The following is a 26229-nucleotide window of genomic DNA, read 5'->3' on the forward strand; positions in this document are numbered from 1 at the left end:
ACGCCTCGACGTGGGAACGATCGGCGACGTAGAGCGTGGGAACGATCGGTCACTGGTCAGGCCTGAGGCTTGACCCGATCCGCCGGGCGCCGAACACCCGCCACAATCTTGTCCACCGCCTTGGTCGCCGCGACCATGCCGAACGTCGCCGTCACCATCATCACCGCGCCAAACCCGCCAGCGCAGTCCAGCTTCACACCGTCGCCGACAAAACTCTTCTGCAGGCAAATGCTGCCGTCCGGTTTCGGATAGCGCAGCTGTTCGGTGGAGAACACGCACGGCACGCTGTAATGGCGAGTCACAGTGCGCGAGAAACCATAGTCACGACGCAGCGTGGAGCGCACTTTCGAGGCCAGAGGATCATTGAACGTACGGTTGAGGTCGCAGACCTGAATCAGCGTCGGATCGATCTGCCCGCCCGCCCCACCGGTGGTGATGATCTGGATTTTGCGCCGTTTGCACCAGGCGATCAGCGCGGCCTTGGCGTTGACCGCATCGATGCAGTCGATCACGCAGTCGATGTTCGGCGTGATGTATTCGGCCATGGTGTCGCGGGTGACGAAGTCCGCCACGGCGTGCACCATGCAGTCCGGGTTGATCCCGCGCAGACGCTCGGCCATCACCTCGACCTTGGGCTTGCCGACCGTGCTGTCGAGCGCGTGCAGCTGGCGGTTGGCGTTGCTGACGCAGACGTCGTCGAGGTCGAACAGCGAAATCTCGCCCACCCCGCAACGGGCCATGGCTTCCGCCGCCCAGGAGCCGACGCCGCCAACGCCGACAATCGCCACGTGGGCTGCGCGCAGGCGTTCGAGGCCCTCGATGCCATACAAACGGGCGATGCCTGCAAACCGCGGATCTTCTGTACTCATGACCATTACCCTAAAAACCGGCGCGCATTATAGGGCCGTCGGCGGCCAAGAGCATCTTTGCGCTATGAACGGCGAACGCGCCTGCTTTAATTAAAGCTGCACGTAACAAAGATTTGTCTTACACACTGAAACGAAAGAACTTAAGTCAGGTTGGATTGCCCAACGTCCGGCATTTCCCTGTCTCTTGTAGGACTTGGCGAACTGCCGGTGTAGGATGCGCGCCCTCTTGGCGTCAACCAGCCGACCCTCCGTTCCACAGCCTTTGGAACCCGACACAGCTATGTCATCGCGTAAATTTGGACTCAACCTGGTGGTGGTTCTGGCAATCGCCGCCCTGTTCACCGGTTTCTGGGCGCTGATCAACCGCCCCGTCTCCGCGCCGAACTGGCCGGAGCAGATCTCCGGTTTTTCCTATTCACCATTCCAGCAAGGACAGTTCCCACAGAAGGATCAGTATCCGTCCGACGATGAAATGCGCCGCGACCTGGAGATCATGAGCAAGCTGACGGACAACATCCGCATCTACTCGGTCGACGGCTCCCTGCAGGACATCCCGAAACTGGCGGAAGAATTCGGCCTGCGCGTGACCCTGGGGATCTGGATCAGCCCCGACCAGGAGCGCAACGAGCGGGAAATCACCCGCGCCATCGAGCTGGCCAACACTTCGCGCAGCGTGGTTCGCGTGGTGGTCGGTAACGAAGCGATCTTCCGCAAGGAAATCACTGCCCAGGAACTCAGCGTGTTGCTCGACCGCGTGCGCGCGGCCGTGAAAGTGCCGGTGACCACCTCCGAACAATGGCACGTCTGGGAAGAGCACCCGGAGCTGGCCAAGCACGTCGACCTGATCGCCGCCCACGTTCTGCCCTACTGGGAATTCATTCCGGTGGACAAGGCCGGGCAGTTCGTATTCGACCGCGCCCGCGACCTGAAAAAGATGTTCCCGAAAAAGCCGCTGCTGCTGTCCGAAGTAGGCTGGCCGAGCAACGGCCGCATGCGCGGTGGCGCCGATGCGTCGCCGGCGGATCAGGCGATCTACCTGCGCACGCTGGTCAACAAACTCAATCGCCAGGGCTTCAACTACTTCGTGATCGAAGCGTTTGACCAGCCGTGGAAGGCCAGCGACGAAGGCTCGGTCGGCGCTTACTGGGGCGTGTTCAACGCCGCGCGCCAGCAGAAATTCAACTTCGAAGGCCCGGTGGTGGCGATCCCGCAATGGCGCGTGCTGGCCATCGGTTCGGTGGTGCTGGCGCTGTTGTCGCTGACCCTGCTGATGATCGACGGCTCGGCCCTGCGTCAGCGCGGCCGTACCTTCCTGACCTTTATCGCGTTCCTGTGCGGTTCGGTGCTGGTGTGGATCGGCTACGACTACAGCCAGCAATACAGCACGTGGTTCAGCCTGACGGTGGGTTTCCTGCTGGCGCTCGGTGCGCTCGGGGTGTTCATCGTGTTGCTGACCGAGGCCCACGAACTGGCCGAAGCGGTGTGGATTCACAAGCGTCGCCGTGAATTCCTGCCGGTGGTCGGCGATTCGGACTACCGCCCGAAAGTCTCGATCCACGTGCCCTGCTACAACGAGCCGCCGGAGATGGTCAAACAGACCCTCAACGCCCTGGCTAACCTCGATTATCCGGACTTCGAAGTCCTGATCATCGACAACAACACCAAAGACCCGGCGGTCTGGGAACCGGTGCGCGACTACTGCGAAACCCTCGGCCCGCGCTTCAAGTTCTTCCACGTCTCGCCCCTGGCCGGTTTCAAGGGCGGTGCGCTGAACTACCTGATCCCGCACACCGCCAAGGACGCCGAAGTGATCGCGGTGATCGACTCGGACTACTGCGTGCACCCGAACTGGCTCAAGCACATGGTGCCGCACTTCGCCGACCCGAAAATCGCCGTGGTGCAGTCGCCGCAGGACTATCGCGACCAGAACGAAAGCACCTTCAAGAAGCTCTGCTACGCCGAATACAAAGGCTTCTTCCACATCGGCATGGTCACCCGCAACGACCGTGACGCGATCATTCAGCACGGCACCATGACCATGACCCGCCGTTCGGTTCTGGAAGAACTGGGCTGGGCCGACTGGTGCATCTGTGAAGACGCCGAACTCGGTCTGCGGGTATTCGAGAAAGGCCTGTCGGCGGCGTATTACCACGACAGTTACGGCAAGGGTCTGATGCCGGACACCTTCATCGACTTCAAGAAACAGCGTTTCCGCTGGGCCTACGGCGCGATCCAGATCATCAAGCGCCACACCCGCAGCCTGCTGCGCGGCAAGGACACCGAGCTGACTCGCGGCCAGCGTTACCACTTCCTCGCGGGCTGGCTGCCGTGGGTCGCGGACGGCATGAACATCTTCTTCACCATCGGCGCGCTGTTGTGGTCGGCGGCGATGATCATCGTGCCGCAACGGGTCGATCCGCCGCTGCTGATTTTCGCGATCCCGCCGTTGGCGCTGTTCGTGTTCAAGGTCGGCAAGATCATCTTCCTCTACCGTCGCGCCGTGGGCGTGAACCTCAAGGATGCGTTCTGCGCGGCACTGGCCGGACTGGCGTTGTCGCACACCATCGCCAAAGCGGTGCTGTACGGCTTCTTCACCAGCAGCATTCCGTTCTTCCGCACCCCGAAAAACGCCGACAACCATGGTTTCTGGGTGGCGATTTCCGAGGCCCGGGAAGAGCTGTTCATCATGCTGCTGTTGTGGGGCGCGGCGCTGGGGATCTTCCTGGTGCAGGGCATTCCGAGCAACGACATGCGCTTCTGGGTGGCCATGCTGCTGGTACAGTCGCTGCCGTACGTGGCGGCGCTGATCATGGCGTTCCTGTCGTCGCTGCCAAAACCTGCGGCTGCGCCTGAACCGGCACCGGTGGTCTAAATCCTTCCGGATCCACTAAACGGCGGCCAATGGTCGCCGTTTTGCTTTAAGATAACCGCCATTTTGCGCGCCTTGCCCCCCCAGCTTTCGGAGTTTTCCATGACGGCCCACGCCGACCTTTCGCCGACCCTCCAACTCGCCATCGACCTGATCCGCCGTCCGTCCGTGACGCCGGTCGACGCCGATTGCCAGAAGCAGATGATGCAGCGCCTGGGCGATGCCGGTTTCCAGCTGGAACCGATGCGCATCGAAGATGTGGATAACTTCTGGGCGACTCACGGTAAAGGCGACGGCCCGGTGCTGTGCTTCGCCGGTCACACCGACGTGGTGCCGACAGGCCCGGTGACGGCCTGGCAGATCGACCCGTTCAACGCGGTGATCGACGAGCACGGCATGCTTTGCGGTCGTGGCGCGGCGGACATGAAAGGCAGCCTGGCTTCGATGACCGTCGCCGCCGAGCGTTTTGTCGCCGACTACCCGGATCACAAGGGCAAGGTTGCGTTCCTGATCACCAGCGACGAAGAAGGCCCGGCGCATCACGGCACCAAGGCCGTGGTCGAGCGTCTGGCAGCCCGTAACGAGCGCCTGGACTGGTGCATCGTCGGCGAACCGTCGAGCACCACGCTGGTGGGCGACGTGGTGAAGAACGGTCGTCGCGGCTCTCTCGGCGCCAAACTGACCGTGCGCGGTGTCCAGGGCCACGTGGCCTATCCGCATCTGGCGAAGAACCCGATCCACCTCGCGGCTCCGGCTCTGGCCGAACTGGCCGCCGAGCATTGGGATCACGGCAACGACTTCTTCCCGCCGACCAGTTTCCAGATTTCCAACGTCAACTCCGGCACCGGCGCGACCAACGTGATTCCGGGCGATCTGGTGGCGGTGTTCAACTTCCGTTTCTCCACCGAATCGACGGTCGAAGGTCTGCAGAAGCGCGTCGCCGACATCCTCGACAAGCACGGCCTGGACTGGCACATCGACTGGGCGCTGTCCGGTCTGCCGTTCCTCACCGAGCCGGGTGCGCTGCTCGACGCGGTGTCGTCGAGCATCAAGGACATCACCGGCCGCGAGACCAAGGCATCCACCAGCGGCGGTACTTCCGATGGCCGTTTCATCGCGACCATGGGTACGCAGGTTGTTGAGCTGGGCCCGGTCAACGCGACCATCCACCAGGTCAACGAGCGCGTACTGGCGGCCGATCTCGACGTGCTGACCGAAATCTACTACCAGACCCTGATCAAGTTGCTCGTCTGATGCTCGCGTGCCCGATCTGCAGTGAACCGCTGAACGCGGTGGACAACGGCGTGGTCTGCCCTGCCGGCCACCGCTTTGACCGCGCGCGTCAGGGTTATCTGAACCTGCTGCCGGTGCAGCACAAGAACAGCCGCGATCCCGGCGACAACCAGGCGATGGTCGAGGCCCGCCGCGACTTCCTGAACGCCGGGCATTACGCGCCGGTGGCCAAGCGTCTGGCGGAACTGGCGGCGAGTTATGCGCCAGCCCGTTGGGTCGATATCGGTTGTGGCGAGGGTTACTACACCGCGCAAATCGCCGAGGCTTTGCCCGATGCTGACGGTTACGCGCTGGATATCTCGAAGGAGGCGGTCAAGCGCGCCTGCAAACGCAATCCGGCGCTGACCTGGTTGATCGCCAGCATGGCCCGGGTGCCTTTGGCTTCCGGCAGCTGCCAGTTTCTGGCCAGTGTCTTCAGTCCACTGGACTGGGAAGAAGCCAAGCGCCTGCTCAGCGTCGGCGGCGGCCTGATGAAAGTCGGCCCGACCAGCGGCCATCTGATGGAACTGCGCGAACGCCTGTACGACGAAGTGCGCGAATACACCGACGACAAGCATCTGGCCCTGGTGCCGGAAGGCATGGCGCTGGCGCACAGTGAAACCCTGGAATTCAAACTGACGCTGGACAAGCCCGAGGATCGCGCCAACCTGCTGGCGATGACGCCCCACGGCTGGCGCGCCAGTGCCGAGCGCCGCGCGGCGGTGATCGAACAGCCCGAGCCGTTCGTGACCACTGTCTCGATGCGCTACGATTATTTCGTTCTTCAATAACTTTTGGTCTCGGGCAACGACCCGGGGCCGGCTAAATCCGCGAATGGATTTTTCAGACCCGCAGTGAGGACATCCATGCGCCAACCGGACATCGAGATTTACCTGAAAGACGCCGACGTCGACCACAAGGCCATTTCCGCCTGGTTGGGCGCCGCCCTCGGCCCGTGCAGCGACTGGGTACAGAAAGGTCAGACTTACAAGTGCAAGGCCGGCAACATCCCGGTGACCTGGCTGCCGAAAGCCGTAGGCAAGTGGAACAGCCTGTACCTGGAAAGCGATGCGACCCCTTGGGACGACGACATCGCCTGCGCCCGCGCAGCCTTTGCCGCGCTGAACGTCGAAGTGCGCTGCGCGCCGGGGACGTGGGTCGAGGAAGAAGGTGAAGAGACGGCGGATCGCTGGATCCGGATCAGCGCCGATGGTGAAGAAGAAATCACCTGGAAAACTGCGTAACAGACAATGCACAAAACCTGTGGGAGCGAGCTTGCTCGCGATTGCGGTCGGACATTCAACATCAATGTTGACTGAAAGGACCCCATCGCGAGCAAGCTCGCTCCCACAGTGCTTTTGGTGTTCTGAAGATTTGCGTTACAGGCCTACAACGTCTTCAGCCTGCAACCCCTTCTGCCCTTCCACCACCGCGTATTCAACCTGCTGACCCTCGGTCAGCGAACGGTGGCCTTCGCCGCGGATCGCGCGGTAGTGCACGAACACGTCCACCCCGTCTTCGCGCTGAATGAAGCCGTAGCCCTTGGCGTCGTTGAACCACTTCACGTTGCCGGTTTCACGTGTTGCCATCTGTTCATACTCCTTTTTTATTATTGAACAGGCTTTTCGCAGGAAAGCCTTTGAGGAACGTCAGCCTGCGTCCGACGTCCATAAAAGGGCCCCGGCGACAGATCGCCGAGTATATGACAGGCGGCAAAACTCTCAACAGGAGATTACTTCGCCGCTTTTTTGCCGATTTTCGAGTAATCCGGCAAACTGTCGCCCTCCCGAGCAAACGCTCGGTTTATCCACTCACGCAGAAGCCGTATGACCCGTTCCCCGTTCCGCCGTCTTGTGTTTGGCACCTTGCGCCGACTGTTGTATCTCTGGGTTCGCTCCGAGACGATCAACCAGTCGTCGTTCACCCTCAACCTAGACCGCAGTCGTCCGGTGTTCTACGTCCTGCAAAACCCATCGCTGACTGATCTGGCGGTGGTCGACACCGAGTGCACCAAGGCCGGTCTGCCGCGCCCGGTGCTGCCGGTGTCCGTGGGTTCGCTGATCGAACCGGCGGCGTTCTTCTACCTGACGCCCGACCCGGACTGGCTCGGCCGCCAGGACAAGCGCGGCGCGCCGCCGACCCTGACCCGCCTGGTCAGCGCCCTGAGCCAGAACGCTGCCGAAGATGCACAGATCATTCCGGTCAGCGTGTTCTGGGGCCAGTCGCCGGACAGCGAGAACAGCCCATGGAAACTGCTGTTCGCCGACAGCTGGGCCGTCACCGGACGCCTGCGCCGGCTGCTGAGCATCATGATTCTGGGACGCAAGACTCGTGTGCAATTCTCCGCACCGATCCACCTGCGCGAACTGATCGAACACAACAAGGGCCACGAACGCACCGTGCGCATGGCCCAGCGGATCCTGCGGGTGCACTTCCGCAACCTGAAAGCTGCGGTGATCGGCCCGGACATTTCCCACCGCCGCAACCTGGTCAAAGGCCTGCTCAACCAGCCGCTGGTCAAGCAAGCGATCCTCGACGAAGCCGAGCGCGAAAACATCTCCCCGGAAAAAGCCAAGGCCCAGGCCCTGCGCTATGGCAACGAGATCGCCTCGGACTACACCTACACCGCGATCCGTTTTCTGGAAGTCGTACTGAGCTGGTTCTGGAACAAGATCTACGACGGGATCAAGGTCAACCACATCGAAGGCGTGCAGAAGGTCGCCCAGGGTCACGAAGTGATCTACGTGCCGTGCCACCGCAGCCATATCGACTATCTGCTGCTGTCGTACCTACTGTTCCGCAACGGCCTGACCCCGCCGCACATCGCCGCCGGAATCAACCTGAACATGCCGGTGATCGGCAGTCTGCTGCGCCGTGGCGGGGCGTTTTTCATGCGCCGCACGTTCAAGGGCAATCCGCTGTACACCTCGGTGTTCAACGAATACCTGCACACCCTGTTCACCAAAGGTTTCCCGGTCGAGTACTTCGTCGAAGGCGGGCGCTCGCGTACCGGGCGCATGCTGCAACCGAAAACCGGGATGCTCGCGATCACCCTGCGCAGTTTCCTGCGTTCGTCGCGGATGCCGATCGTGTTCGTGCCGGTGTACATCGGTTATGAGCGCGTGCTCGAAGGCCGCACCTACCTTGGCGAACTGCGCGGCGCGAGCAAGAAGAAAGAATCGATCTTCGACATCTTCAAAGTCATCGGCGCGCTCAAGCAGCGCTTCGGCCAGGTGGCGGTGAACTTCGGCGAGCCGATCAAACTGGCGGAATTCCTCGACAGTGAACAACCAGGCTGGCGCCAGCAGGAACTGGGCCCGCAGTTCAAACCGGCGTGGCTCAACGAAACTACCAACCGCCTCGGCGAAAAAGTCGCGCAGCACCTGAACGAAGCGGCGGCGATCAACCCGGTCAACCTGGTGGCGCTGGCGCTGCTGTCGACCACCCGCCTGGCACTGGATGATCGGGCCATGGCGCGGGTGCTGGATCTGTATCTGGCGCTGCTGCGCAAGGTTCCGTATTCGCCGCACACCACCTTGCCGGAAGGCGATGGCCGCGCGTTGATCGAGCATGTGAAGGACATGGATCTGCTGTCCGAGCAGAACGATGCGCTGGGCAAGATTCTGTATCTGGACGAGCAGAACGCCGTCCTGATGACCTATTACCGCAACAACGTGCTGCACATCTTCGCCCTGCCGGCGCTGCTGGCGAGCTTCTTCCAGAGCACCTCGCGCATGAGCCGCGAACAGATCCTGCGCTACACCCGCGCGCTGTATCCGTACCTGCAATCGGAACTGTTCATCCGCTGGACCCTGGACGAACTGGATGCAGTCATCGATAAGTGGCTGGAAGCGTTCGTCGAACAAGGCCTGCTGCGTTTCGAGAAAGACGTGTACCTGCGCCCGGCACCGAGCTCGCGGCATTTTGTGCTGCTGACCCTGCTGTCGAAGAGCATCGCCCAGACCCTGCAACGGTTCTACATGACCGTTTCGTTGCTGCTCAACGCAGGCCAGAACACTATCAGCGCCGAAGAACTGGAAGACCTGTGTACGGTCATGGCCCAGCGCCTGTCGATTCTGCACGGTCTGAACGCGCCAGAGTTCTTCGACAAGAGCCTGTTCCGCCACTTCATTCAGACCATGCTCGACCTCGACGTGCTGCGTCGCGACGAAGCCGGCAAGTTGAGTTACCACGAACTGCTCGGCGAACTGGCCGAGGGTGCGGCCAAACGGGTGTTGCCGGCGGAGATTCGCCTGTCGATCCGTCAGGTAGCCCTGCATCGCAGCGAAGATGCGGCCGATCAGGTCGCCGCCCCTGTGCAAAGCGACTAAATTCCTACAGGCGCCACGCTTCTTCTGGCGCCGTCGATACGGAGATCTCCGATGAAAAAACTTTCCCTTCTTGCCGCCGCCACCCTGCTCAGCGCCTGCCAGTCGACCGCTCCGGCCGGCAAGGTCAGCCTCGACGGCGAAGTGTTCTACCTGCAACGCATCGCCCTGCCGCCCAGTGCGACCTTGAGCGTGAGCCTGCAGGACGTTTCGCTGGCCGACGCTCCGGCCGTGGTACTCGACGAACAGAAAGGCCCGGTCAAAGGCCAGGTGCCGCTGCCGTTCCACTTGAGCTACGATCCGGCCCAGGTCAAACCCGGCCACCGCTACTCGGTCAGCGCACGCATCGAAGTCAACGGCGAGCTGATGTTCATCACCACCGAAAACCATGCCGTGCAGCTCGATGGCAAGGATCCGCAGCCGCTGAAGATCCGCGTCGACGCCGCCCGCTAACCCTCTCCGAACAAGGAAGCCGCCATGCTCCGCCCTACCCTTCGCTTCGCCGGCCTGTGCGCGGGCCTGATGATCTCCGCCAACGCACTGGCCCTGTCCCTCAGCGACCTGTCGCAAGGCGACGCCACCGGTGGCCTCAAGGATGCCCTGACCCAAGGCGCGCAACTGGCCGTCAAACAACTCGGCACCCCGGGCGGCTTCAGCAACAACCCGGACGTGAAAATCGAACTGCCGGGCAAACTCGGCAAAGTCGCCGGCAAGATGAAAGCCTTCGGCATGGGCGCCCAGGTCGACGAACTGGAAACCGCCATGAACAAGGCCGCGGAAACCGCCGTCACCCAGGCCCAGCCGATCCTCGTCGACGCCGTGAAGAAAATGAGCGTGGAAGACGCCAAAGGCATCCTCAGCGGCGGCAACGACTCCGCCACCCAATACCTGGACAAATCCAGCCGCGAACAGATCCGCACCAAGTTCCTGCCCATCGTCAAACAGGCGACCGACAAAGTCGGCGTAGCCCAGAAATACAACGCCTTCGCCGGCCAGGCCGCAACCTTCGGCGTGGTGGATGCAAAAAGCGCCAACATCGAAAGTTACGTGACCGAACAAGCGCTCAACGGCCTGTTCGAAATGATCGGCAAACAGGAAGAAACCATCCGCAAGAACCCGGCCGCTGCAGCGACGAGTCTGGCGAAAAAAGTGTTTGGTACGCTCTAAGCCGACACGGCACGGGAGTGAGCTGTCTCACTCCCGTTGTTCAATCCGCCACCAGCAGATACACGTAAAAAGTACACCCACTCGCGCCCCATTTTCTTCTTCTCGAAAACCTGCAGCTCAACCAACCCGCTCAACGCCGACACCGCTGTGTTGTAGGCACAACCAAGGTGCTCCTTGACGTTCCCCGCCGTGAACTCCTTCGCCACCCCACTTCTGGCCACCTGATAAACCGCTCTCTGCCGCTCTGTCAGCCGATCAAAAAAGCCCGAACAGGTCAGCCAGTGCTCGAAGTTTTCGCTGTACGCCACACTCTTGCGATACACATCGGTAAACCCCTCCACCGCCCGCAGAATCACCGAACACTGAAACTCGATGAAGTACGTCAGATCGAGCTCATCGGCTTCGCTGTGCAAATACGACCGCCCGTACTTCACCGGCGCGTTGCGCAGTAAAAGACTGATCGCGATATAACGGAAGGCCGAAAAATCATGCTTGAACATGAACCAGTAAAACAGCGCCCTGGCGACCCGCCCGTTGCCGTCGCGAAACGGATGTTCGTAACCCAGGGCAAAGTGCAGCGTGATCGCCTTGATCAGCGGATGCAGGTAGTTTTTTTGCCGAGGTGAGCCCTGTGATTGATTGATCCACTGCGAGAGCAAATCCAGCCGCCTCCCCAATCCGGCGGCAGGCGGAGGCGTGTGCACGGTATTCCCTTCGCCATCCTGCACCACCACTTCATCGTTGGTCCTGAAAAGCCCGGGGTCATACTGCTCGTCATCAATGCCTTCGACACCGACTCGATGGATCGACGCTATCAACTCCACGCTCAATGGCTCGTAACGTTTTTCCCAGGCGAAATTCATCATCCGGTAATTACCCATGACCATCCGCTCATCCGGCGTACGCGGCTGACGCCGTTGCTTGAGCATGTCCTTGGCAACACGGGTAGTGGTCGCGGCGCCCTCCAACTGACTGCTGCTGATCGCCTCATCCTCGATCAGACCGTTAAGCAAATAACTGAAATGCGCCCGCTCGCCTATCTGGCTGGTCATGTACTCCAGCGACGCCGTCGTAGTTTGCCGATCAACCACTGAAAGTGCCTTCTGCGCGGTGGGCGTCGGCACAAACTTCCCCCACTGCGCCGGTTCCCCCAAAGGCAGAAGATGAATGTACTGAGCGACCCGTGCCATCTTGACCAACGCCCAACACAAACGCGAATCCAGCCCGCTGGCCCAGCGATACCGCAAATCCTCAAAAGGCAGATACCGCCCCTGATCATCCAGCGGCTTGAGCAACGCAAGATAATCCGCCAGACGCTGCTTGTGAGGCGCGCGCATCAACAACTCAAAGACCGGATCGGCCCGACCCTTCAATACCGGCGGTTTCTTCATCAACGCTGACTCAAACAAGGCTGAAAAACAGCCTCGAGTACAGCACCGCCAACACAGCGACTCAATATCGGAGCCGTCTGAAAAAAACGTAGGAGACGGCGCAAGGTCCTACAAAGCTGCTTGCTCCCAAAAGAAATGGGGTGCCCCCAGCCCCCCATCGCTAGCAAGCTAGCTCCCACAGTTGAAACGTGCTCCCCAAAAATGTGGCATAGCCACCCACTCAACACGATGAGCGTTAGCTCGAGTACCACTTTTGACGTGCCGGCCCCTTCGGCAGGCTGAGTGGAGGGATTTATCCGGGGGTAGGCGCGTAGCGCCGTTCGACGAAGTCGAACACATCGAGAGGAGGTGCAGCGAAGCAAACCGGAGGCGATGCCCCCGGATGAATCCCGGAACGAAGGAACCCCGAGCCCCAGCGAGGGGCCGAACGCCGGGGCCCAGCGTTTTGGTTACTTTTGGGCGTCTGCAAAAGTGACCCGCCGTAAGGGCGGAACCATAAGAAGCCGTTACCGCTGCAACGGATATGTACCCAAAACACCCAGAGCCTGGTCGGCCCAAAGGCCGCCACGCTCAAAGAGCCTCAAGCCTCCTTACGCACCCTGAACCAAGCCGCATACAACGCCGGCAAAAACAAAAGCGTCAAAGCAGTAGCAACAATCAACCCCCCCATAATCGCCACCGCCATCGGCCCAAAAAACACACTGCGAGAAAGCGGAATCATCGCCAACACCGCCGCCAAAGCCGTCAACACAATCGGCCGGAACCGCCGCACGGTCGCCTCGATTATCGCCTGCCACGGCTTGAGCCCGGCGGCGATATCCTGCTCGATCTGATCCACCAGAATCACCGAGTTACGCATGATCATCCCCGACAGCGCGATCGTCCCGAGCATCGCCACAAACCCGAACGGCTGACGGAACACCAGCAGAAACAGCGTCACCCCGATCAACCCCAGCGGTGCGGTCAGAAACACCATCGCCGTGCGTGAAAAACTGCGCAACTGCACCATCAGCAACGTCAGCACCACGACAATGAACATTGGTACGCCAGCGTTCACCGACTTCTGCCCACGCTCCGAATCCTCCACCGTACCGCCGACATCCAGCAAATAGCCGTCCGGCAATTCGGCACGAATCGGATCAAGCGTCGGCATGATCTGCTTCACCAGCGTCGCCGGCTGCTCCTTGCCATAGATGTCGGCGCGCACGGTCACGTTCGGCAGGCGATTGCGGTGCCAGATGATGCCTTCCTCGAAGCCATATTCCAGCGTGGCAATCTGCGACAGCGCGACGCTGCGACCGTTGTCGGTCGGCACCGCCAGACTCGGCAGCAACGACAGCTCGGTGCGCTCGTGCACGGTGCCGCGCAGGAGGATTTCGATCAGTTCGTTGTCCTCGCGGTACTGGCTGACGCTGGAACCGGTCAGCGAACTCTGGAGGAATTTCGCCAGATTCGCCGTGCTCACGCCCAACGCCCGGGCGCGATCCTGATCGATGTTCAGGTACACGACCTTGCTCGGCTCTTCCCAGTCCAGATGCACGTTCACCACATGCGGGTTCTCGCGCACCTTGGCCGCGACTTTCCGGGCCAGTGCACGCACTTCCTCAATGTGCTCGCCGGTGACGCGGAACTGCACCGGATAGCCAACCGGCGGGCCGTTTTCCAGACGCGTGACCCGCGAGCGCAGGGACGGGAACTGCTCGTTCAACGTGTCGATCAGCCACGTGCGCAGCGCTTCGCGCTCCTCGATGGTTTTCGCCAGCACGACAAATTGGGCGAAGCTCGCCGCCGGCAGTTGTTGATCCAGCGGCAGGTAGAAACGTGGCGAACCGGTGCCGACGTAAGCGACATAGTTGTCGATGCCGGCGTGATCCTTGAGCATCGCTTCCAGCCGTTTGACCTCACCCGTGGTATTGGCCAGCGAGGCGCCTTCGGCAAGCTTCAGATCGACCATCAACTCCAGTCGCCCGGAAGCCGGGAAGAACTGCTGCGGCACAAACCGGAACAACGCCACCGACGCCACGAACAGCAGCACGGTGAGCACGATCACGGTTTTGCGCCGACGTACGCACCACTCCACCAGACGCCGTACCCGCTGGTAGAACGGCGTTCCGTAAGGATCCGTCTGGCCGTCAGCCGTACCGTGTTTGGCTGCGTGAATCTTCGCCAGATCCGGCAGGAGCTTTTCCCCCAGATACGGCACAAACACCACGGCCGCTACCCAGGATGCGAGCAAGGCGATGGTCACCACCTGGAAGATCGAGCGGGTGTATTCGCCTGTGCCCGACTGCGCCGTGGCAATCGGCAGGAAGCCTGCCGCGGTGATCAGCGTACCGGTGAGCATCGGGAACGCGGTGCTGGTCCAGGCATAACTGGCAGCCTTGATCCGGTCGAAACCCTGCTCCATTTTGATCGCCATCATTTCTACGGCGATTATCGCGTCGTCCACCAACAAACCCAGCGCCAGTACCAACGCACCGAGGGAAATCTTGTGCAGGCCGATGCCGAGGTAATACATGCAGGCGAACGTCATCGCCAGCACCAGCGGAATGGTCAGCGCCACCACCATGCCGGTGCGCACGCCGAGCGAAAAGAAGCTCACCAGCAACACGATGGCCAGCGCTTCGACCAGCACCTGGACGAACTCGCCGACGCCGGTTTTCACAGCTGCGGGCTGATCGGAGACCTTGCGCAACTGCATGCCGGCCGGGAGGTTTTTCTGGATGCGGGCGAACTCGATTTCCAGGGCCTTGCCCAGCACCAGAATGTCGCCGCCGTCCTTCATCGCCACCGCAAGGCCGATGGCGTCTTCGCCCATGAAGCGCATGCGCGGCGCCGGAGGATCGTTGAAACCGCGCCGCACGTCAGCGACATCGGAGATACGGAACGTACGATCACCGACCCTGATCGGGAAGTTCTTGATCTCGTCGACTGTCTGAAAATTCCCCGAAACCCGTAGCTGCAATCGCTCGCTGCCGGTTTCGAAGAAGCCGGCGGTGGACACCGCGTTCTGTTCTTCCAGCGCCTGCTGCACGGCTGCCAGTGGCAAGCCGAGGGTGGCGAGTTTGACGTTGGACAGCTCGACCCAGACCTTCTCGTCCTGCAAACCGAGCAGATCGACCTTGCCCACGTCCTTGACCCGTTGCAGCTGGATCTGGATGCGGTCGGCGTAATCCTTGAGCACCGCGTAGTCGAAACCGTCGCCGGTCAGCGCATAGATATTGCCGAAGGTGGTGCCGAATTCATCGTTGAAAAACGGCCCCTGAATGCCCGGCGGCAGGGTCTGGCGAATGTCGCTGACTTTCTTGCGCACCTGATACCAGAGATCCGGAATCTCCACCGAATGCATGGAGTCGCGGGCGATGAACGTGACCTGGGATTCACCGGGGCGGGAGAACGAAACAATCCGCTCGTACTCGCCGGTTTCCATCAGTTTCTTTTCGATGCGTTCGGTAACCTGGCGCGAGACTTCCTGAGCCGTTGCGCCCGGCCAGCGAGTCTGGATGACCATCGCCTTGAAGGTGAATGGCGGGTCTTCACTCTGGCCGAGCTTGGTGTAGGACAAGGCGCCGACAATGGCCAGCAAAAGCATCAGGAACAGTACGATCTGGCGATTGCGCAGCGCCCAGGCGGAAAGATTGAAACCCATCGGGGATTACTCCTTGCCAGCCAGATTGACCACACGGTTGGAGCGATCCACCGGACGCACCTGCTGCCCTTCCAGCAGCACATGCACGCCAGCGGCGACCACCCAGTCGCTGGCGTTCAGGCCTTCGAGCACCGGCACGGTTTTCTCACCGAACGGGCCGGTGCGCACCGGGGTCTTTTTCAGGGTGTTGTTGGCGCTGACGACCCAGACGTAAGTCGCGCCGTTTTCGGCGGTCAGCGCCGAAAGCGGCACCGACAGCGGGATGACATCGGTGGTCTGCACGAAGACGCGGGCGCTCTGGCCCAGTTCTGCCGGAACCTTGCCGGCGGTGAATGAAATGCGTGCGGCGAAGGTACGGGATTTCGGATCGGCGGCCGGCGACAGCTCGCGGATCTGCCCGGCGAAGCGCTGGTTCTGTTGCGTCCACAGCTCCACCGAAACCGGCTGGCCGACCTTGAAGCGGCCGAAGCTCTGCTCCGGCAGGCTGATCAGCACTTCCCGTTCGCCGTCAGTGGCGAGAGTGAAAACGGTCTGCCCGGCGGCGACCACCTGCCCGACTTCCACCGAACGCTTGGCCACCACGCCATCCTGGGGCGCGCGCAGCACGGCGTAACTGGCCTGATTGGTCGAGACGTTGAATTCGGCTTTGATCTGTTTGAGGCGGGCTTCGCCGGAGCGATAGAGGTTCTCGGCATTGTCGTAGGCGGAGCGGCTGACCATCTGCCGTTCCATCAGGGTCTTGTAGCGGTCACGCTCGGCGCGCACCAGATTCAGATTGGCTTCGGCGGCCGCGACCTGGGCCCGGGTCGCTTCCAGTTGCAGGCGTACATCCTGCGGATCGAGTTCGGCGAGCGGTTGATCGGCCTTCACGCGCTGGCCTTCATCGACCAGTCGTCGGCTGACTTTGCCGCCGATGCGGAACGCCAGATCGGGTTCGTAGCGGGCGCGAACCTCGCCCGGATAACTTTCCATCGCCTGCGCCGAAGGCTCTGGCTGCACCACCATGGCCGGTCGCACGCTGACTTGCGTCACCTCTTCCTTGCCACATGCCGACAATAAAAACGCCAGACTGACTGGCACCGCAAAGGACAACGCATGGCGGAACATGGTGAAGGACCTTTCGCTAAGGAGGCTTGGAATAATTATACTGGCCGGTATGTTATTAATAGCAAACTCACCAGTCCAGTATTAAAACCGAAGAATGTCGAACAATCTTTCCACTCCAAACGGCCCCGGCCGCCCGAAGGATCCGGCCAAGCGCCAGGCGATTCTCGAGGCGGCGAAAATCCTGTTCCTGAGTCATGGCTATGCCAACACCAGCATGGACGCGGTGGCCGCCGAGGCCGGGGTGTCGAAGCTGACGGTCTATAGCCATTTCAACGACAAGGAGACGCTGTTTTCCGCCGCCGTGGTGGCCAAATGCGAGGAGCAATTGCCGCCGCTGTTCTTCGAATTGCCCGACGGCATCGCGGTGGAAAATGTGTTGCTGAACATTGCGCGCGGCTTTCATCACCTGATCAACAGCGATGAATCGGTGAATCTGCATCGCCTGATCATGGCGCTGGGCAGTCAGGATCCGAAGCTGTCGCTGATCTTCTTCGAGGCCGGTCCCCAGCGCATGGTGCAAGGCATGGAGCGTTTGCTGCGGCGGATTCACGAAACCGGCGTGCTGAGCATCGATAACCCGCACAACGCCGCCGAGCACTTCTTTTGCCTGATCAAGGGCGCCGGGAATTTCCGCCTGCTATACGGCTGCGGTGAGCCACTGACCGGCGAGGCGGCAGAAAGTCATGTGCAGGAAGTGGTCGGGCTGTTCATGCGGGCCTTTCGACCCTGAAAACAAAAATCCCACGCCATGCGTGGGATTTTCTTATGCGACGGCTCAGGCCTTGAGCGCTTTCTTCGGGTAGATGTCGTAACGGCTGGATTTGCCATCCAGCGCATGGCTCGGCTTCGGCCCTTCGATGCAAGGTGCCTTGCGCGGGCGCTTGACCACCACCCGGTGCGTGGCCAGTGCCAACGCTGCTTCCAGCAAGGCTGGTGCATCTGGATCATCGCCCACCAGCGGACGGAACAGGCGCATTTCCTTCTTCACCAGCGCGGTTTTCTCACGGTGCGGGAACATCGGGTCGAGGTAGATCACCTGCGGCGGCTCGCCCTCCCAATTGCGCATCACCTCGATGGAGTTGCCCTTGAGCAGCTTCATCCGCGCCACGATCGGCGCCACCTCGAAGTCTTCCGCCGCACGGGCCAGACCATCCTCCAGCAAGGCGCCGATCAATGGCTGGCGCTCGATCAGGCTCATCTCGCAACCGAGACTGGCCAGCACGAACGCATCCTTGCCCAACCCTGCCGTGGCATCCAGTACCCGAGGGCGCACGCCTTGGGCGATGCCTACCGCCTTGGCGATCATCTGTCCGCTGCCACCGCCGTACAACCGGCGATGGGCCGCGCCACCCTCGACGAAGTCGACCCGCACCGGGCCCGGCGCATCCGGTCCCAGTTGTTGCATCTGCAAACCCTGCTCGCCGACCTGCAGGGCAAACTCACCGTCAGCCACCTGCAACGGCAGATCCAGGCGCTGCGCCCACTGCTCGGCCTGCGCTTCGAACGTCGGGCCGAGGGCCTCGACATGGATGCGGCAGGCCGCGGGTTGCTCAATCATGGAAAACACGCTCAAAAAAGTTAAGGATCGGCAAAAACCGCCGATAACCCAATCAACGCGCATTTTGCCAGAGCTGAGCGTCAACCGAAAAAAATGTCAGGCATTCTTCCCACATCGATTGGCTACCTTTCGCCCACAGGCGACTTCAGCCGTCATAACACTCAAGCATTGGGCGGCGTCAGCCACCTGTGGCAGGACTTCTTTGCCCAGGCACTGGCCGAACAATCGAGTGATGTGGTGCCGGCCTGCGGCACTTTCCCGCCGGTAGATCTGCAAAGCCCTGAAGAACCGACCGTCGGCAGCGAACTGCACGCACACATCGTCAGCCAGCGTGAATGCGATGTGGTGGAAACCGAGGTGCGTCCGCCGGAGCCGCTGTTCCTGCCGATCGCCGAAATCGACATGACACTGGCCGAGCCGTACCCTCCGTTCCCCGCAGAAGAAATCAAGACTCAGCAAAAGCAGCAGGATTTCGACAGCAGCTGGGTTCGTCCGGTCGTGATCAACAACGGCCAGCCGATTCCGGAGCCAGGCCCTGCCCCGCAGAAAAAACCGCTGTACCTGCCGATTGCCGAGTTCGACCTGGATCTGCTGCAGCCGTACCCGCCGTTCCCGCCGGAAGCCATCGTCGAGCAGCAGAAAGCCCTGGACTTCGATAACGGCTGGGTGCGCCCGATCGTTCAGCAGAACCTGCGCATCGCCGCCTGATCCCTCAGCGACACACGCTCCAGCGCCCGACATCGACATGAAAGTGATTGCGATGGGCGGCGTTGTAATCCGGACTCAACACCACATTGAACACCTCGCAGGCACCGTCGCGCACCTGCCGTAGAAACTGCGCGTCCTGATTTTGCTTCGGCCAGTCCTTGAGCACGCTGATCGCGCGACCATCCGCCAGCCGGAAGCCGGCGATGTCCAGGGCATCGGCGCTGGCGTGGCGGCTGAGCGCGCCGCTATCGCGGTTGTAGACGTTGCGGCAGGCGAAGCTGCCGAGGTGATCGACCCGCGCCACCGATTGACCGTAGGCCTGCTGGGCCGCCGGTTGCAGCGTGTGGCGCTCGAACATCGCGAACGCCACGGCCAACGGGCAACTGGCGAGAAAGCTGCTGCTGAGCCCCACTCCGCCGCCCTGCACGCGCAAAGCGCCAATCAACGGACACTTGGCATCGGGACTGTCGGCCTGTGGCGAAACCCGCAGGCCGGAGCTGCCCAATGCCTGCTCGCACAAAGCCGGATCGCTGCGCAGGCGCATCAACTTGTAGCCCGTGAGCCAGTTGGGCGTCGCCTGCACGTCCAGCGGCGCCCACGGATTCCACTGCGGCGGCACATCGAGCCAACCGCGCCAGACGCCGATCAGCCCGCCACCGATGATCAGCAGGCCTGCCAACAGCAGCCAGCGCCCCATGCTCATCCCTTGAAGAATTGATTGGCCTTGGCGTACGGCATCGAACGGGACGTGAAAGTGAAGGTGCCGGACTGCTGGATTTCTTCAGCCGCGCGGAAAAACTCGCCGAACGCCGCCAGGGCCAGCGCCGAACCGGTGCTGATGCGCTTCACGCCCATTTCTTCCAGCTGCTGCACGGTCAGTTTCAAGCCGCCGGACATCAACACATTGACCGGTTTCGGCGCCACCGCGCGCACAACCGCCAGAACTTCTTCGGCGGTGTGCAGGCCCGGCGCGTACAGCACGTCGGCGCCGGCTTCGGCAAAGGCCTGCAAACGGCGGATGGTGTCGTTGATATCGGGATTGCCGTGCAGGTAGTTTTCCGCACGGGCCGTCAGTGTGAAGGGAAACGGCAAGGTGCGCACCGCAGCGACGGCGGCTTCGATCCGCGCCACCGCGTGTTCGAAGCAGTAGATCGGCGAGTCTTCCCGGCCGGTGGCATCTTCGATCGAGCCACCCACGGCGCCCGCCTCGGCTGCGCGGATCAGACTTTGCGCCGATTCGGCCGGGGCGTCGGCGAAGCCGTTTTCCAGATCCACCGCCACCGGCAGATCGGTGGCCGCGACAATCGCCCGGACATTGCCCAGCGTATCGTCGAGACTCAGGCCGCCATCGGCTCTGCCCTGAGAAAATGCATAACCGGCGCTGGTGGTCGCCAGCGCCTGATAGCCGAGACTGGCGAGCATCTTCGCGGAACCGGCATCCCACGGATTGGGAATCACGAAAATCCCGGAGCGTTCGTGCAGGGCTTTGAAGGTTTCGGCTTTACGGGCTTGTTGTTGACGGGCTTGGGCGTCCATCGGCGGGCTCCAGGGCAGGAAAGAAATCCACCTCAGAGCAGGCCAAGTTGCTCGGCGGCGGGTTCTCTGTATAGCTCAGGCAAGGATCGCAGGCCAGGCAAACGTTGCATCAGTTGTGCGTGAAAACGTTGCGCCAGCTTCGCCGCGAGGAGGTTGTCGGCGGTGTGCAGGAAGATGTACGGCGTGCGGCCTTCTTCGATCCACTCGGCGATCTTCGCCACCCACGGCACCAGGAACGGGTCGTTGGCCTCAAGCTCCGGATGGCCGATGAAGCGCACCTGCGGGAACTGGGTGAACGCCGCCGGCCGCGTGGGTACGCGGGGCTTTTTCGATTGGGCGTGGATCACCGACGATTCGGTGGACAAACAACTGAACAGTGCGCGGGGATCAAGACAGATGCGCTCCACGCCGCGATCCAGCAGCAGCCGATTGAGCAGTCGCTCACTCTCGCCCTTGGCGAAGAATTGTTCGTGGCGCACTTCCACCGCCAGCGGACAATCCAGCGCATCGATGAACGCGGCGAGCTCCGGCAAGCGATGCGGTGTGAAGCTTTTCGACAGTTGCAGCCACATTGGCGAAACGCGCTCGCCGAGCGGCTTGAGTAGCTGGAGGAAGGTTTCAGCGGCGGTCAGTTGATCGCGCAAGTCGCCGCTGTGGCTGATGTCACCGGGAAACTTGGCAGTGAAGCGAAAGTGCTCCGGCATCACCTCGGCCCAGCGCTGCACGGTGGCGGGCGACGGGCTGGCGTAGAAGGTCGTATTGCCTTCAACAGCGTTGAACACTTGCGAATAGAGTCCGAGGAAATCGGAGGTCTTGGCGTCTACCGGATACAGGTACTCGCGCCAGGCGTTTTCGCTCCAGGACGGGCAACCGAGGTAGTAAGGCAGATCCATCAGATGTACAGATCGAGGCCCAGCACGTCTGCATCCCAATCGACAAAACCGGCGGTGCTCAGGTAGCTGGCCAGGGCCATGGCCACGCTTTTCTTCATCGCGCGGTGATAAATCATGTCTTGTTGACGGGCGGGCAGATTGCTCAGGCGTTGGGCGGTGGCTTTGGCGGCACGGGCAGCCAGTTGCTCTTCGGTCGGGAATTCCAGCTCGCCGTCGATATCGTCGACGGACTCATCCAGCGCCGGATTGCCTTTGCGAGGCTTGCGCTTGATGGGGTAGGAATGAGTGGAAACGCCGTCTATACGCATAAAGTCATGCTCGGTATCAATGATGGCAATTTAGCGGCACCTGACCGACTTAGCAAATCGCCGAGTGATAACTAGAACACATAAAAGACAAAAGGTTTAAAGCGCGGGGTTAGAAACGGACGATTGGCAGGAACGGCAGAACCCTGTGGCGAATGCCACAGGGTAAATGGCCTCAGCGGGCTTTCGGGGTGGCCACTTTGTCGCGCAGGTAAACCGGCTGGGCGTCATCTGCCGGAATCGCTTCGCCACGCTCCCAGGCAAATCGCGCGAGGGTCAGCAGGTCTTCGGCATGGGGCAGCATGCCCGCATCGGAACCGCTCAGATTCACCGCGATACGCTCGCCATAACCCCAGCCAGTGCCGGCACCGAACCAGTCACCCGAAGCATCGTCCGGCAATGCGGCGACTTCCGGCGGCAGCACCGCCTCGGTGCCGACCAGACGCATCTCCCCGGCCGTCTCGCGATAGCAGCCCCAATACACCTCATCCATCCGCGCATCGATGGCGGCCGCGACCTGGCTCACGCCGTGCTCGCGGTAAGCCCGTTGCGCCAGCACCGCCAGGTTCGACACCGGCAATACCGGGCGATCCAGTGCAAACGCCAGGCCTTGCACTACGCCGATGGCAATCCGCACGCCGGTGAATGCGCCCGGGCCACGACCGAAGGCGATGGCGTCCACCGCTTGCAGGGTGGTGCCGGCGTCGGCGAGCAGTTGCTGGATCATCGGCAGCAGTTTCTGCGCATGCAGGCGCGGGATCACCTCGTAATGGCTCGTGACCTTGCCGTCATGCAGCAAGGCAACGGAGCAAGCTTCAGTCGCGGTGTCCAGGGCCAGCAAGGTGCTCATCGATGTGTCCGTAAATCAGGTGGGGAAAAGTGCGCCAGTATAAACAACTACGGCCCGCAAGCGGGCCGTGGATGATGCAGCGGATCAGGTTTTTCAGCTCAGCGCTTCAAGCACCTTGGCGGTGATCGCTTCAACCGAACCGACGCCAGGGATATGGCTGTACTTCGGCTTGCCACCGTTCCTGGCGGACAGGTTCTGGTAGAACTCCACCAGCGGCTTGGTCTGCGAGTGGTAGACCGACAGGCGATGACGCACGGTTTCTTCGGTGTCGTCCTTGCGCTGTACCAGCTCTTCGCCGGTGATGTCGTCTTTACCGGCAATTTTCGGCGGGTTGTAGACGATGTGGTAAACGCGGCCGCTGGCCTCGTGAACGCGACGACCGGCGATACGCTGAACGATTTCTTCGTCTTCAACGGCGATTTCGACCACGGCGTCCAGCTCGACACCGGCAGTCACCAGCGCTTCAGCCTGAGGAATGGTGCGCGGGAAGCCATCGAACAGGAAACCGTTGGCGCAGTCAGCCTGAGCTATACGGTCCTTGACCAGCGCGATGATCAGGTCATCCGACACCAGGCCGCCGGCATCCATGATGCTCTTGGCCTTGATGCCCAGCTCGGTGCCGGCCTTGACCGCAGCACGCAGCATGTCGCCGGTGGAGATTTGCGGAATGCCGAATTTCTCGGTGATGAACTTAGCCTGAGTACCTTTACCGGCCCCGGGAGCTCCCAGCAGAATGACGCGCATCGATGTGCTCCTCAATTTTTTATATAAAAAACAACGGATTCGCCTCGTGGGGCCAATCTCATAAAACGGGTCGTGGCCGCCCAAACGGCCAAAGGCTGATCAAGATACACAGCAGGCTGCGCCCACACAAGACGCCAAAAGTCGGAGAAACCGGCGCCCGCCGCGACCTTGCGACGCGGTTCCCCAAGTCGCAACCCCATCATTAACTGTCGCCTGACCGCATTTTTCCTACAGTCAATAAACGGCACCCGAGGTTCGCCCCGGGTGCCCCGCCCCACGCAGAAATCCTTAGCCGGTATTTCGCAAACCGGCGGCAATCCCCGCCACAGACACCAGCAACGCCTGTTCCACCGGGCTGCCCTGCTCGACATTCTGCTGCCGCGAACGCGCCAGCAACTCGGCCTGCAATAGATGCAGCGGGTCGAGGTAGGTGTTGCGCAGACGGATGAATTCCAGGGTGTCCGGGCTATGTGCCAGTAGCTGCGACTGACCGGTCAGGCCGAGGACGACGGAACACGCCTGCGACAATAGGTCGCGTAAGTGCACACCCAAAGGCAGCAAGTCCGACTCCACCAGACGCTCGTCGTAGGACAGCGCGATATCGGCGTCGGCCTTGGCCAGCACCATTTCCAGCATGTCGATGCGCGTGCGGAAGAACGGCCACTGCTCGCGCATCTGCCCGAGCAATTCGCCTTCGCCGCGCTCCAGGGCCTTGCTCAATGCGGTTTCCCAGCCGAGCCAGGCCGGCAGCATCAGGCGGGTCTGGGTCCAGCCGAAGATCCACGGAATCGCCCGCAGGCTTTCGATCCCGCCAGCGCGGCGCTTGGCCGGACGGCTGCCCAATGGCAAGCGGCCCAACTCCTGCTCCGGCGTCGACTGGCGGAAATACTCGACGAACTGCGGATTTTCCCGCACCACCGCACGGTAAGCGGCGACACCGTCAGCGGCCAGTTCATCCATCAAATGCCGCCATTCGGGGGTCGGTGGCGGCGGTGGCAACAGGGTCGCTTCCAGCACTGCCGCCAGATAAAGATTGAGGTTTTGCTCGGCGATGTCCGGCAGGCCGAATTTGAATCGAATCATTTCCCCCTGCTCGGTGGTGCGGAAACGTCCGGCCACCGAACCCGGCGGCTGCGACAGGATCGCCGCGTGCGCCGGGCCGCCGCCACGGCCCACGGTGCCACCGCGACCGTGGAACAGCAGCAGTTCGACTTGCTGCTCGCGGCAGATTTCCACCAGCCGCTCCTGCGCCCGGTACTGCGCCCACGCCGCCGCGGTGGTGCCAGCGTCCTTGGCCGAGTCGGAATAGCCGATCATCACTTCCTGCGGGCCTTGCAGCCGCGCGCGGTAACCCGGCAGCAGCAACAGACGTTCGATCACAGGTCCTGCGTTGTCGAGGTCGGCGAGGGTTTCGAACAGCGGCACCACGCGCATCGGCCGCAGTACGCCGGACTCCTTGAGCAGCAATTGCACCGCCAGCACATCGGAAGCGGCACCGGCCATGGAGATCACGTAGGAGCCCAGCGAAGCGCCCGGCGCGGCGGCGATTTCCTTGCAGGTGGCGAGCACTTCGGCGGTATCGGCCGAGGGTTTGAAATGCGCCGGCAGCAACGGCCGACGGTTTTGCAGTTCGCGGGTCAGGAAGCTGATGCGCTGTTCTTCGTCCCACTCCTCGTACTTGCCGAGGCCGAGGTAATCGGTGATTTCGCTCATGGCCGCGCTGTGGCGGGACGAGTCCTGACGCACATCGAGGCGCACCAGGAACAGGCCGAACGTCACGGCCCGACGCAGGCAATCGAGCAATGGCCCGTCGGCGATCACGCCCATGCCGCATTCGTGCAGCGAGTTGAAACACAGCTCCAGCGGATCGAGCAGGTCGCGATTGTTGTGCAGCACATCAACCGGGGCCGGCGTGGTGGCGGTCAGCGATGCATGGGCCCAGTTACGCGTGGCGCGCAGCCTTTCGCGCAATTGCTTGAGCACCGCACGATACGGCTCGGCACTGTCCCCGGCCCTGGCCTTGAGCGCCTCGCTGGCCTGCTGCATCGACAGTTCGGCGGCCAGGTGATCGACATCACGCAGGTACAGATCCGCCGCCATCCAGCGCGCCAGCAACAGCACTTCGCGGGTCACGGCAGCGGTCACGTTCGGGTTGCCGTCGCGGTCGCCGCCCATCCACGAAGCGAAGCGGATCGGCGCAGCTTCCAGCGGCAAACGCAGGCCAGTGGCGGCGAACAGCGCCTGATCGGCCTTGCGCATATGGTGGGGAATCGCCTGCCACAGCGAGTGTTCGATCACCGCAAAACCCCACTTGGCTTCGTCCACCGGGGTTGGTCGGGTGCGGCGGATTTCTTCGGTGTGCCAGGCTTCGGCGATCAAACGTTGCAGGGTGTTGTGAATCTGCTCGCGCTCGGCCGTAGTCAGGTCGCGATGATCCTGCGCCGCCAGTTGCGCGGCGATCGCGTCGTACTTCTGGATCAGCGTGCGCCGCGCCACTTCGGTCGGGTGCGCGGTCAGTACCAGTTCGATTTCCAGCCGCGCCAGTTGCCGGGCCAGGGATTCGGCGCTGTGCCCTTCGTTGCGCAGGCGGGCGAGCAATTCCGGCAGTACGCGGGACTCGAACGGCGCGGCCTGGGTCTCTTCGCGGCGATGGATGAGCTGGTACTGCTCGGCGATGTTCGCCAGGTTGAGAAACTGGTTGAAGGCCCGCGCCACCGGCAGCAGTTCGTCTTCGCTCAATTGATTGAGGCTGGCGCTGAGTTCGGCGTCCATCGAGCCGCGCCGATCAGCCTTGGCGCCCTTGCGGATCTGCTCGATCTTGTCGAGAAACGCCTCGCCGTACTGGTCACGAATGGTGTTGCCCAACAGCTCACCGAGCAGGTGAACGTCTTCGCGCAAGCGTGCATCAATATCGGTCATCAGCATCTCTCCAGCAGTAATCGGTGACGGATCGCAAGTGAGTGGATGAACAGAGAGTGCCGCT

General features: G+C 61.8%; 22 protein-coding genes. 9 read left to right on the forward strand and 13 right to left on the reverse strand.

Annotated features, from left to right (window positions below; translation table 11 throughout):
• Positions 1-56: 56 nt before the first annotated feature.
• Positions 57-875: a tRNA cyclic N6-threonylcarbamoyladenosine(37) synthase TcdA gene (gene tcdA / locus EIY71_RS11635; protein ID WP_134021752.1), complete on the reverse strand. Its 819-nt coding sequence runs from the start codon at positions 873-875 to the stop codon at positions 57-59.
• 274 nt (positions 876-1149) lie between these two features.
• On the opposite strand from tcdA, the gene EIY71_RS11640 reads away from it, so the two are divergent.
• The 4 genes from EIY71_RS11640 (at position 1150) to EIY71_RS11655 (ending at position 6254) form a co-directional block, all read left to right on the forward strand.
• Entirely contained in the window at positions 1150-3741 is a 2592-nt protein-coding gene (locus tag EIY71_RS11640) for a glycosyltransferase (protein ID WP_129973419.1), read from the forward strand.
• Positions 3742-3840: 99 nt separating this feature from the next.
• Positions 3841-4992, forward strand: coding sequence for a succinyl-diaminopimelate desuccinylase (gene dapE / locus EIY71_RS11645; RefSeq protein WP_064593754.1), 1152 nt, complete (start codon positions 3841-3843; stop codon positions 4990-4992).
• Complete coding sequence (locus tag EIY71_RS11650) at positions 4992-5801, forward strand: putative RNA methyltransferase (RefSeq protein WP_096819640.1); 810 nt, start codon at positions 4992-4994, stop codon at positions 5799-5801. Before dapE ends, EIY71_RS11650 begins: the two co-directional genes overlap by 1 nt.
• Positions 5802-5876: 75 nt before the next feature.
• Positions 5877-6254: a hypothetical protein gene (locus tag EIY71_RS11655; RefSeq protein WP_039769649.1), complete on the forward strand. Its 378-nt coding sequence runs from the start codon at positions 5877-5879 to the stop codon at positions 6252-6254.
• 135 nt (positions 6255-6389) lie between these two features.
• On the opposite strand, the gene EIY71_RS11665 is transcribed toward EIY71_RS11655, so the two are convergent.
• Positions 6390-6599, reverse strand: a complete 210-nt coding sequence (locus tag EIY71_RS11665) for a cold shock domain-containing protein (protein ID WP_007954750.1) — start codon at positions 6597-6599, stop codon at positions 6390-6392.
• Positions 6600-6836: 237 nt separating this feature from the next.
• On the opposite strand from EIY71_RS11665, the gene plsB reads away from it, so the two are divergent.
• The 3 genes from plsB to EIY71_RS11680 are packed head-to-tail and all read left to right on the forward strand — an operon-like array spanning position 6837 to position 10505.
• Entirely contained in the window at positions 6837-9341 is a 2505-nt protein-coding gene (gene plsB / locus EIY71_RS11670) for a glycerol-3-phosphate 1-O-acyltransferase PlsB (RefSeq protein WP_134021754.1), read from the forward strand.
• Positions 9342-9392: 51 nt separating this feature from the next.
• On the forward strand, positions 9393-9791 hold the full coding sequence (locus EIY71_RS11675; RefSeq protein WP_129974043.1) for a YbaY family lipoprotein: 399 nt from the start codon (positions 9393-9395) through the stop codon (positions 9789-9791).
• Between the two features lie 24 nt (positions 9792-9815).
• A complete protein-coding gene (locus tag EIY71_RS11680; RefSeq protein WP_129974044.1) occupies positions 9816-10505 on the forward strand; it encodes a DUF4197 domain-containing protein in 690 nt (229 codons plus the stop codon).
• On the opposite strand, the gene EIY71_RS11685 is transcribed toward EIY71_RS11680, so the two are convergent.
• From EIY71_RS11685 to EIY71_RS11695, 3 genes are all read right to left on the reverse strand, one after another.
• Entirely contained in the window at positions 10502-11896 is a 1395-nt protein-coding gene (locus EIY71_RS11685) for a Fic family protein (RefSeq protein WP_129974045.1), read from the reverse strand. The two genes, EIY71_RS11680 and EIY71_RS11685, sit on opposite strands and share 4 nt — an antisense overlap.
• A gap of 580 nt (positions 11897-12476) precedes the next feature.
• A complete protein-coding gene (locus EIY71_RS11690) occupies positions 12477-15545 on the reverse strand; it encodes an efflux RND transporter permease subunit (protein ID WP_134021756.1) in 3069 nt (1022 codons plus the stop codon).
• 6 nt (positions 15546-15551) lie between these two features.
• Positions 15552-16652, reverse strand: coding sequence for an efflux RND transporter periplasmic adaptor subunit (locus EIY71_RS11695; RefSeq protein WP_134021758.1), 1101 nt, complete (start codon positions 16650-16652; stop codon positions 15552-15554).
• A 94-nt stretch (positions 16653-16746) separates the two neighbouring features.
• Here EIY71_RS11695 and EIY71_RS11700 point away from each other — a divergent pair, with 94 nt between their 5' ends.
• A complete protein-coding gene (locus EIY71_RS11700; protein ID WP_007954739.1) occupies positions 16747-17382 on the forward strand; it encodes a TetR/AcrR family transcriptional regulator in 636 nt (211 codons plus the stop codon).
• A gap of 45 nt (positions 17383-17427) precedes the next feature.
• Here the strand turns inward: EIY71_RS11700 and EIY71_RS11705 are convergent, their stop codons facing one another.
• Positions 17428-18210 (reverse strand): class I SAM-dependent methyltransferase, encoded by a 783-nt coding sequence (locus tag EIY71_RS11705; RefSeq protein ID WP_134021760.1) that lies wholly within the window; start codon positions 18208-18210, stop codon positions 17428-17430.
• Positions 18211-18303: 93 nt separating this feature from the next.
• Here EIY71_RS11705 and EIY71_RS11710 point away from each other — a divergent pair, with 93 nt between their 5' ends.
• On the forward strand, positions 18304-18918 hold the full coding sequence (locus tag EIY71_RS11710) for an energy transducer TonB (RefSeq protein WP_134021762.1): 615 nt from the start codon (positions 18304-18306) through the stop codon (positions 18916-18918).
• A 4-nt stretch (positions 18919-18922) separates the two neighbouring features.
• Here the strand turns inward: EIY71_RS11710 and EIY71_RS11715 are convergent, their stop codons facing one another.
• From EIY71_RS11715 to ppc, 7 genes are all read right to left on the reverse strand, one after another.
• Positions 18923-19615 carry an extensin family protein gene (locus EIY71_RS11715; RefSeq protein ID WP_134021764.1) on the reverse strand — a complete coding sequence of 231 codons (693 nt, stop codon included), beginning with the start codon at positions 19613-19615 and terminating at the stop codon, positions 18923-18925.
• A gap of 2 nt (positions 19616-19617) precedes the next feature.
• Positions 19618-20454, reverse strand: a complete 837-nt coding sequence (locus EIY71_RS11720) for an oxaloacetate decarboxylase (RefSeq protein WP_134021766.1) — start codon at positions 20452-20454, stop codon at positions 19618-19620.
• Positions 20455-20486: 32 nt separating this feature from the next.
• The gene (locus tag EIY71_RS11725; RefSeq protein ID WP_134021768.1) at positions 20487-21347 is read right to left on the reverse strand and encodes a DUF72 domain-containing protein; all 861 of its coding nucleotides are present in this window, start codon (positions 21345-21347) and stop codon (positions 20487-20489) included.
• Positions 21347-21655 (reverse strand): hypothetical protein, encoded by a 309-nt coding sequence (locus tag EIY71_RS11730; protein WP_007954720.1) that lies wholly within the window; start codon positions 21653-21655, stop codon positions 21347-21349. The genes EIY71_RS11725 and EIY71_RS11730 overlap by 1 nt, the downstream gene beginning before the upstream one ends.
• Positions 21656-21827: 172 nt before the next feature.
• The gene (gene tsaB, locus EIY71_RS11735; protein ID WP_085748087.1) at positions 21828-22502 is read right to left on the reverse strand and encodes a tRNA (adenosine(37)-N6)-threonylcarbamoyltransferase complex dimerization subunit type 1 TsaB; all 675 of its coding nucleotides are present in this window, start codon (positions 22500-22502) and stop codon (positions 21828-21830) included.
• 93 nt (positions 22503-22595) lie between these two features.
• Complete coding sequence (gene adk, locus EIY71_RS11740; RefSeq protein ID WP_134021770.1) at positions 22596-23246, reverse strand: adenylate kinase; 651 nt, start codon at positions 23244-23246, stop codon at positions 22596-22598.
• 288 nt (positions 23247-23534) lie between these two features.
• Positions 23535-26165 carry a phosphoenolpyruvate carboxylase gene (ppc, locus tag EIY71_RS11745; RefSeq protein WP_085748219.1) on the reverse strand — a complete coding sequence of 877 codons (2631 nt, stop codon included), beginning with the start codon at positions 26163-26165 and terminating at the stop codon, positions 23535-23537.
• Between the last annotated feature and the right edge of the window lie 64 nt (positions 26166-26229).

Source organism: Pseudomonas sp. CH235 (genome assembly GCF_004368175.1).
GTDB classification, from domain to species: Bacteria; Pseudomonadota; Gammaproteobacteria; order Pseudomonadales; family Pseudomonadaceae; genus Aquipseudomonas; species Aquipseudomonas paraglycinae.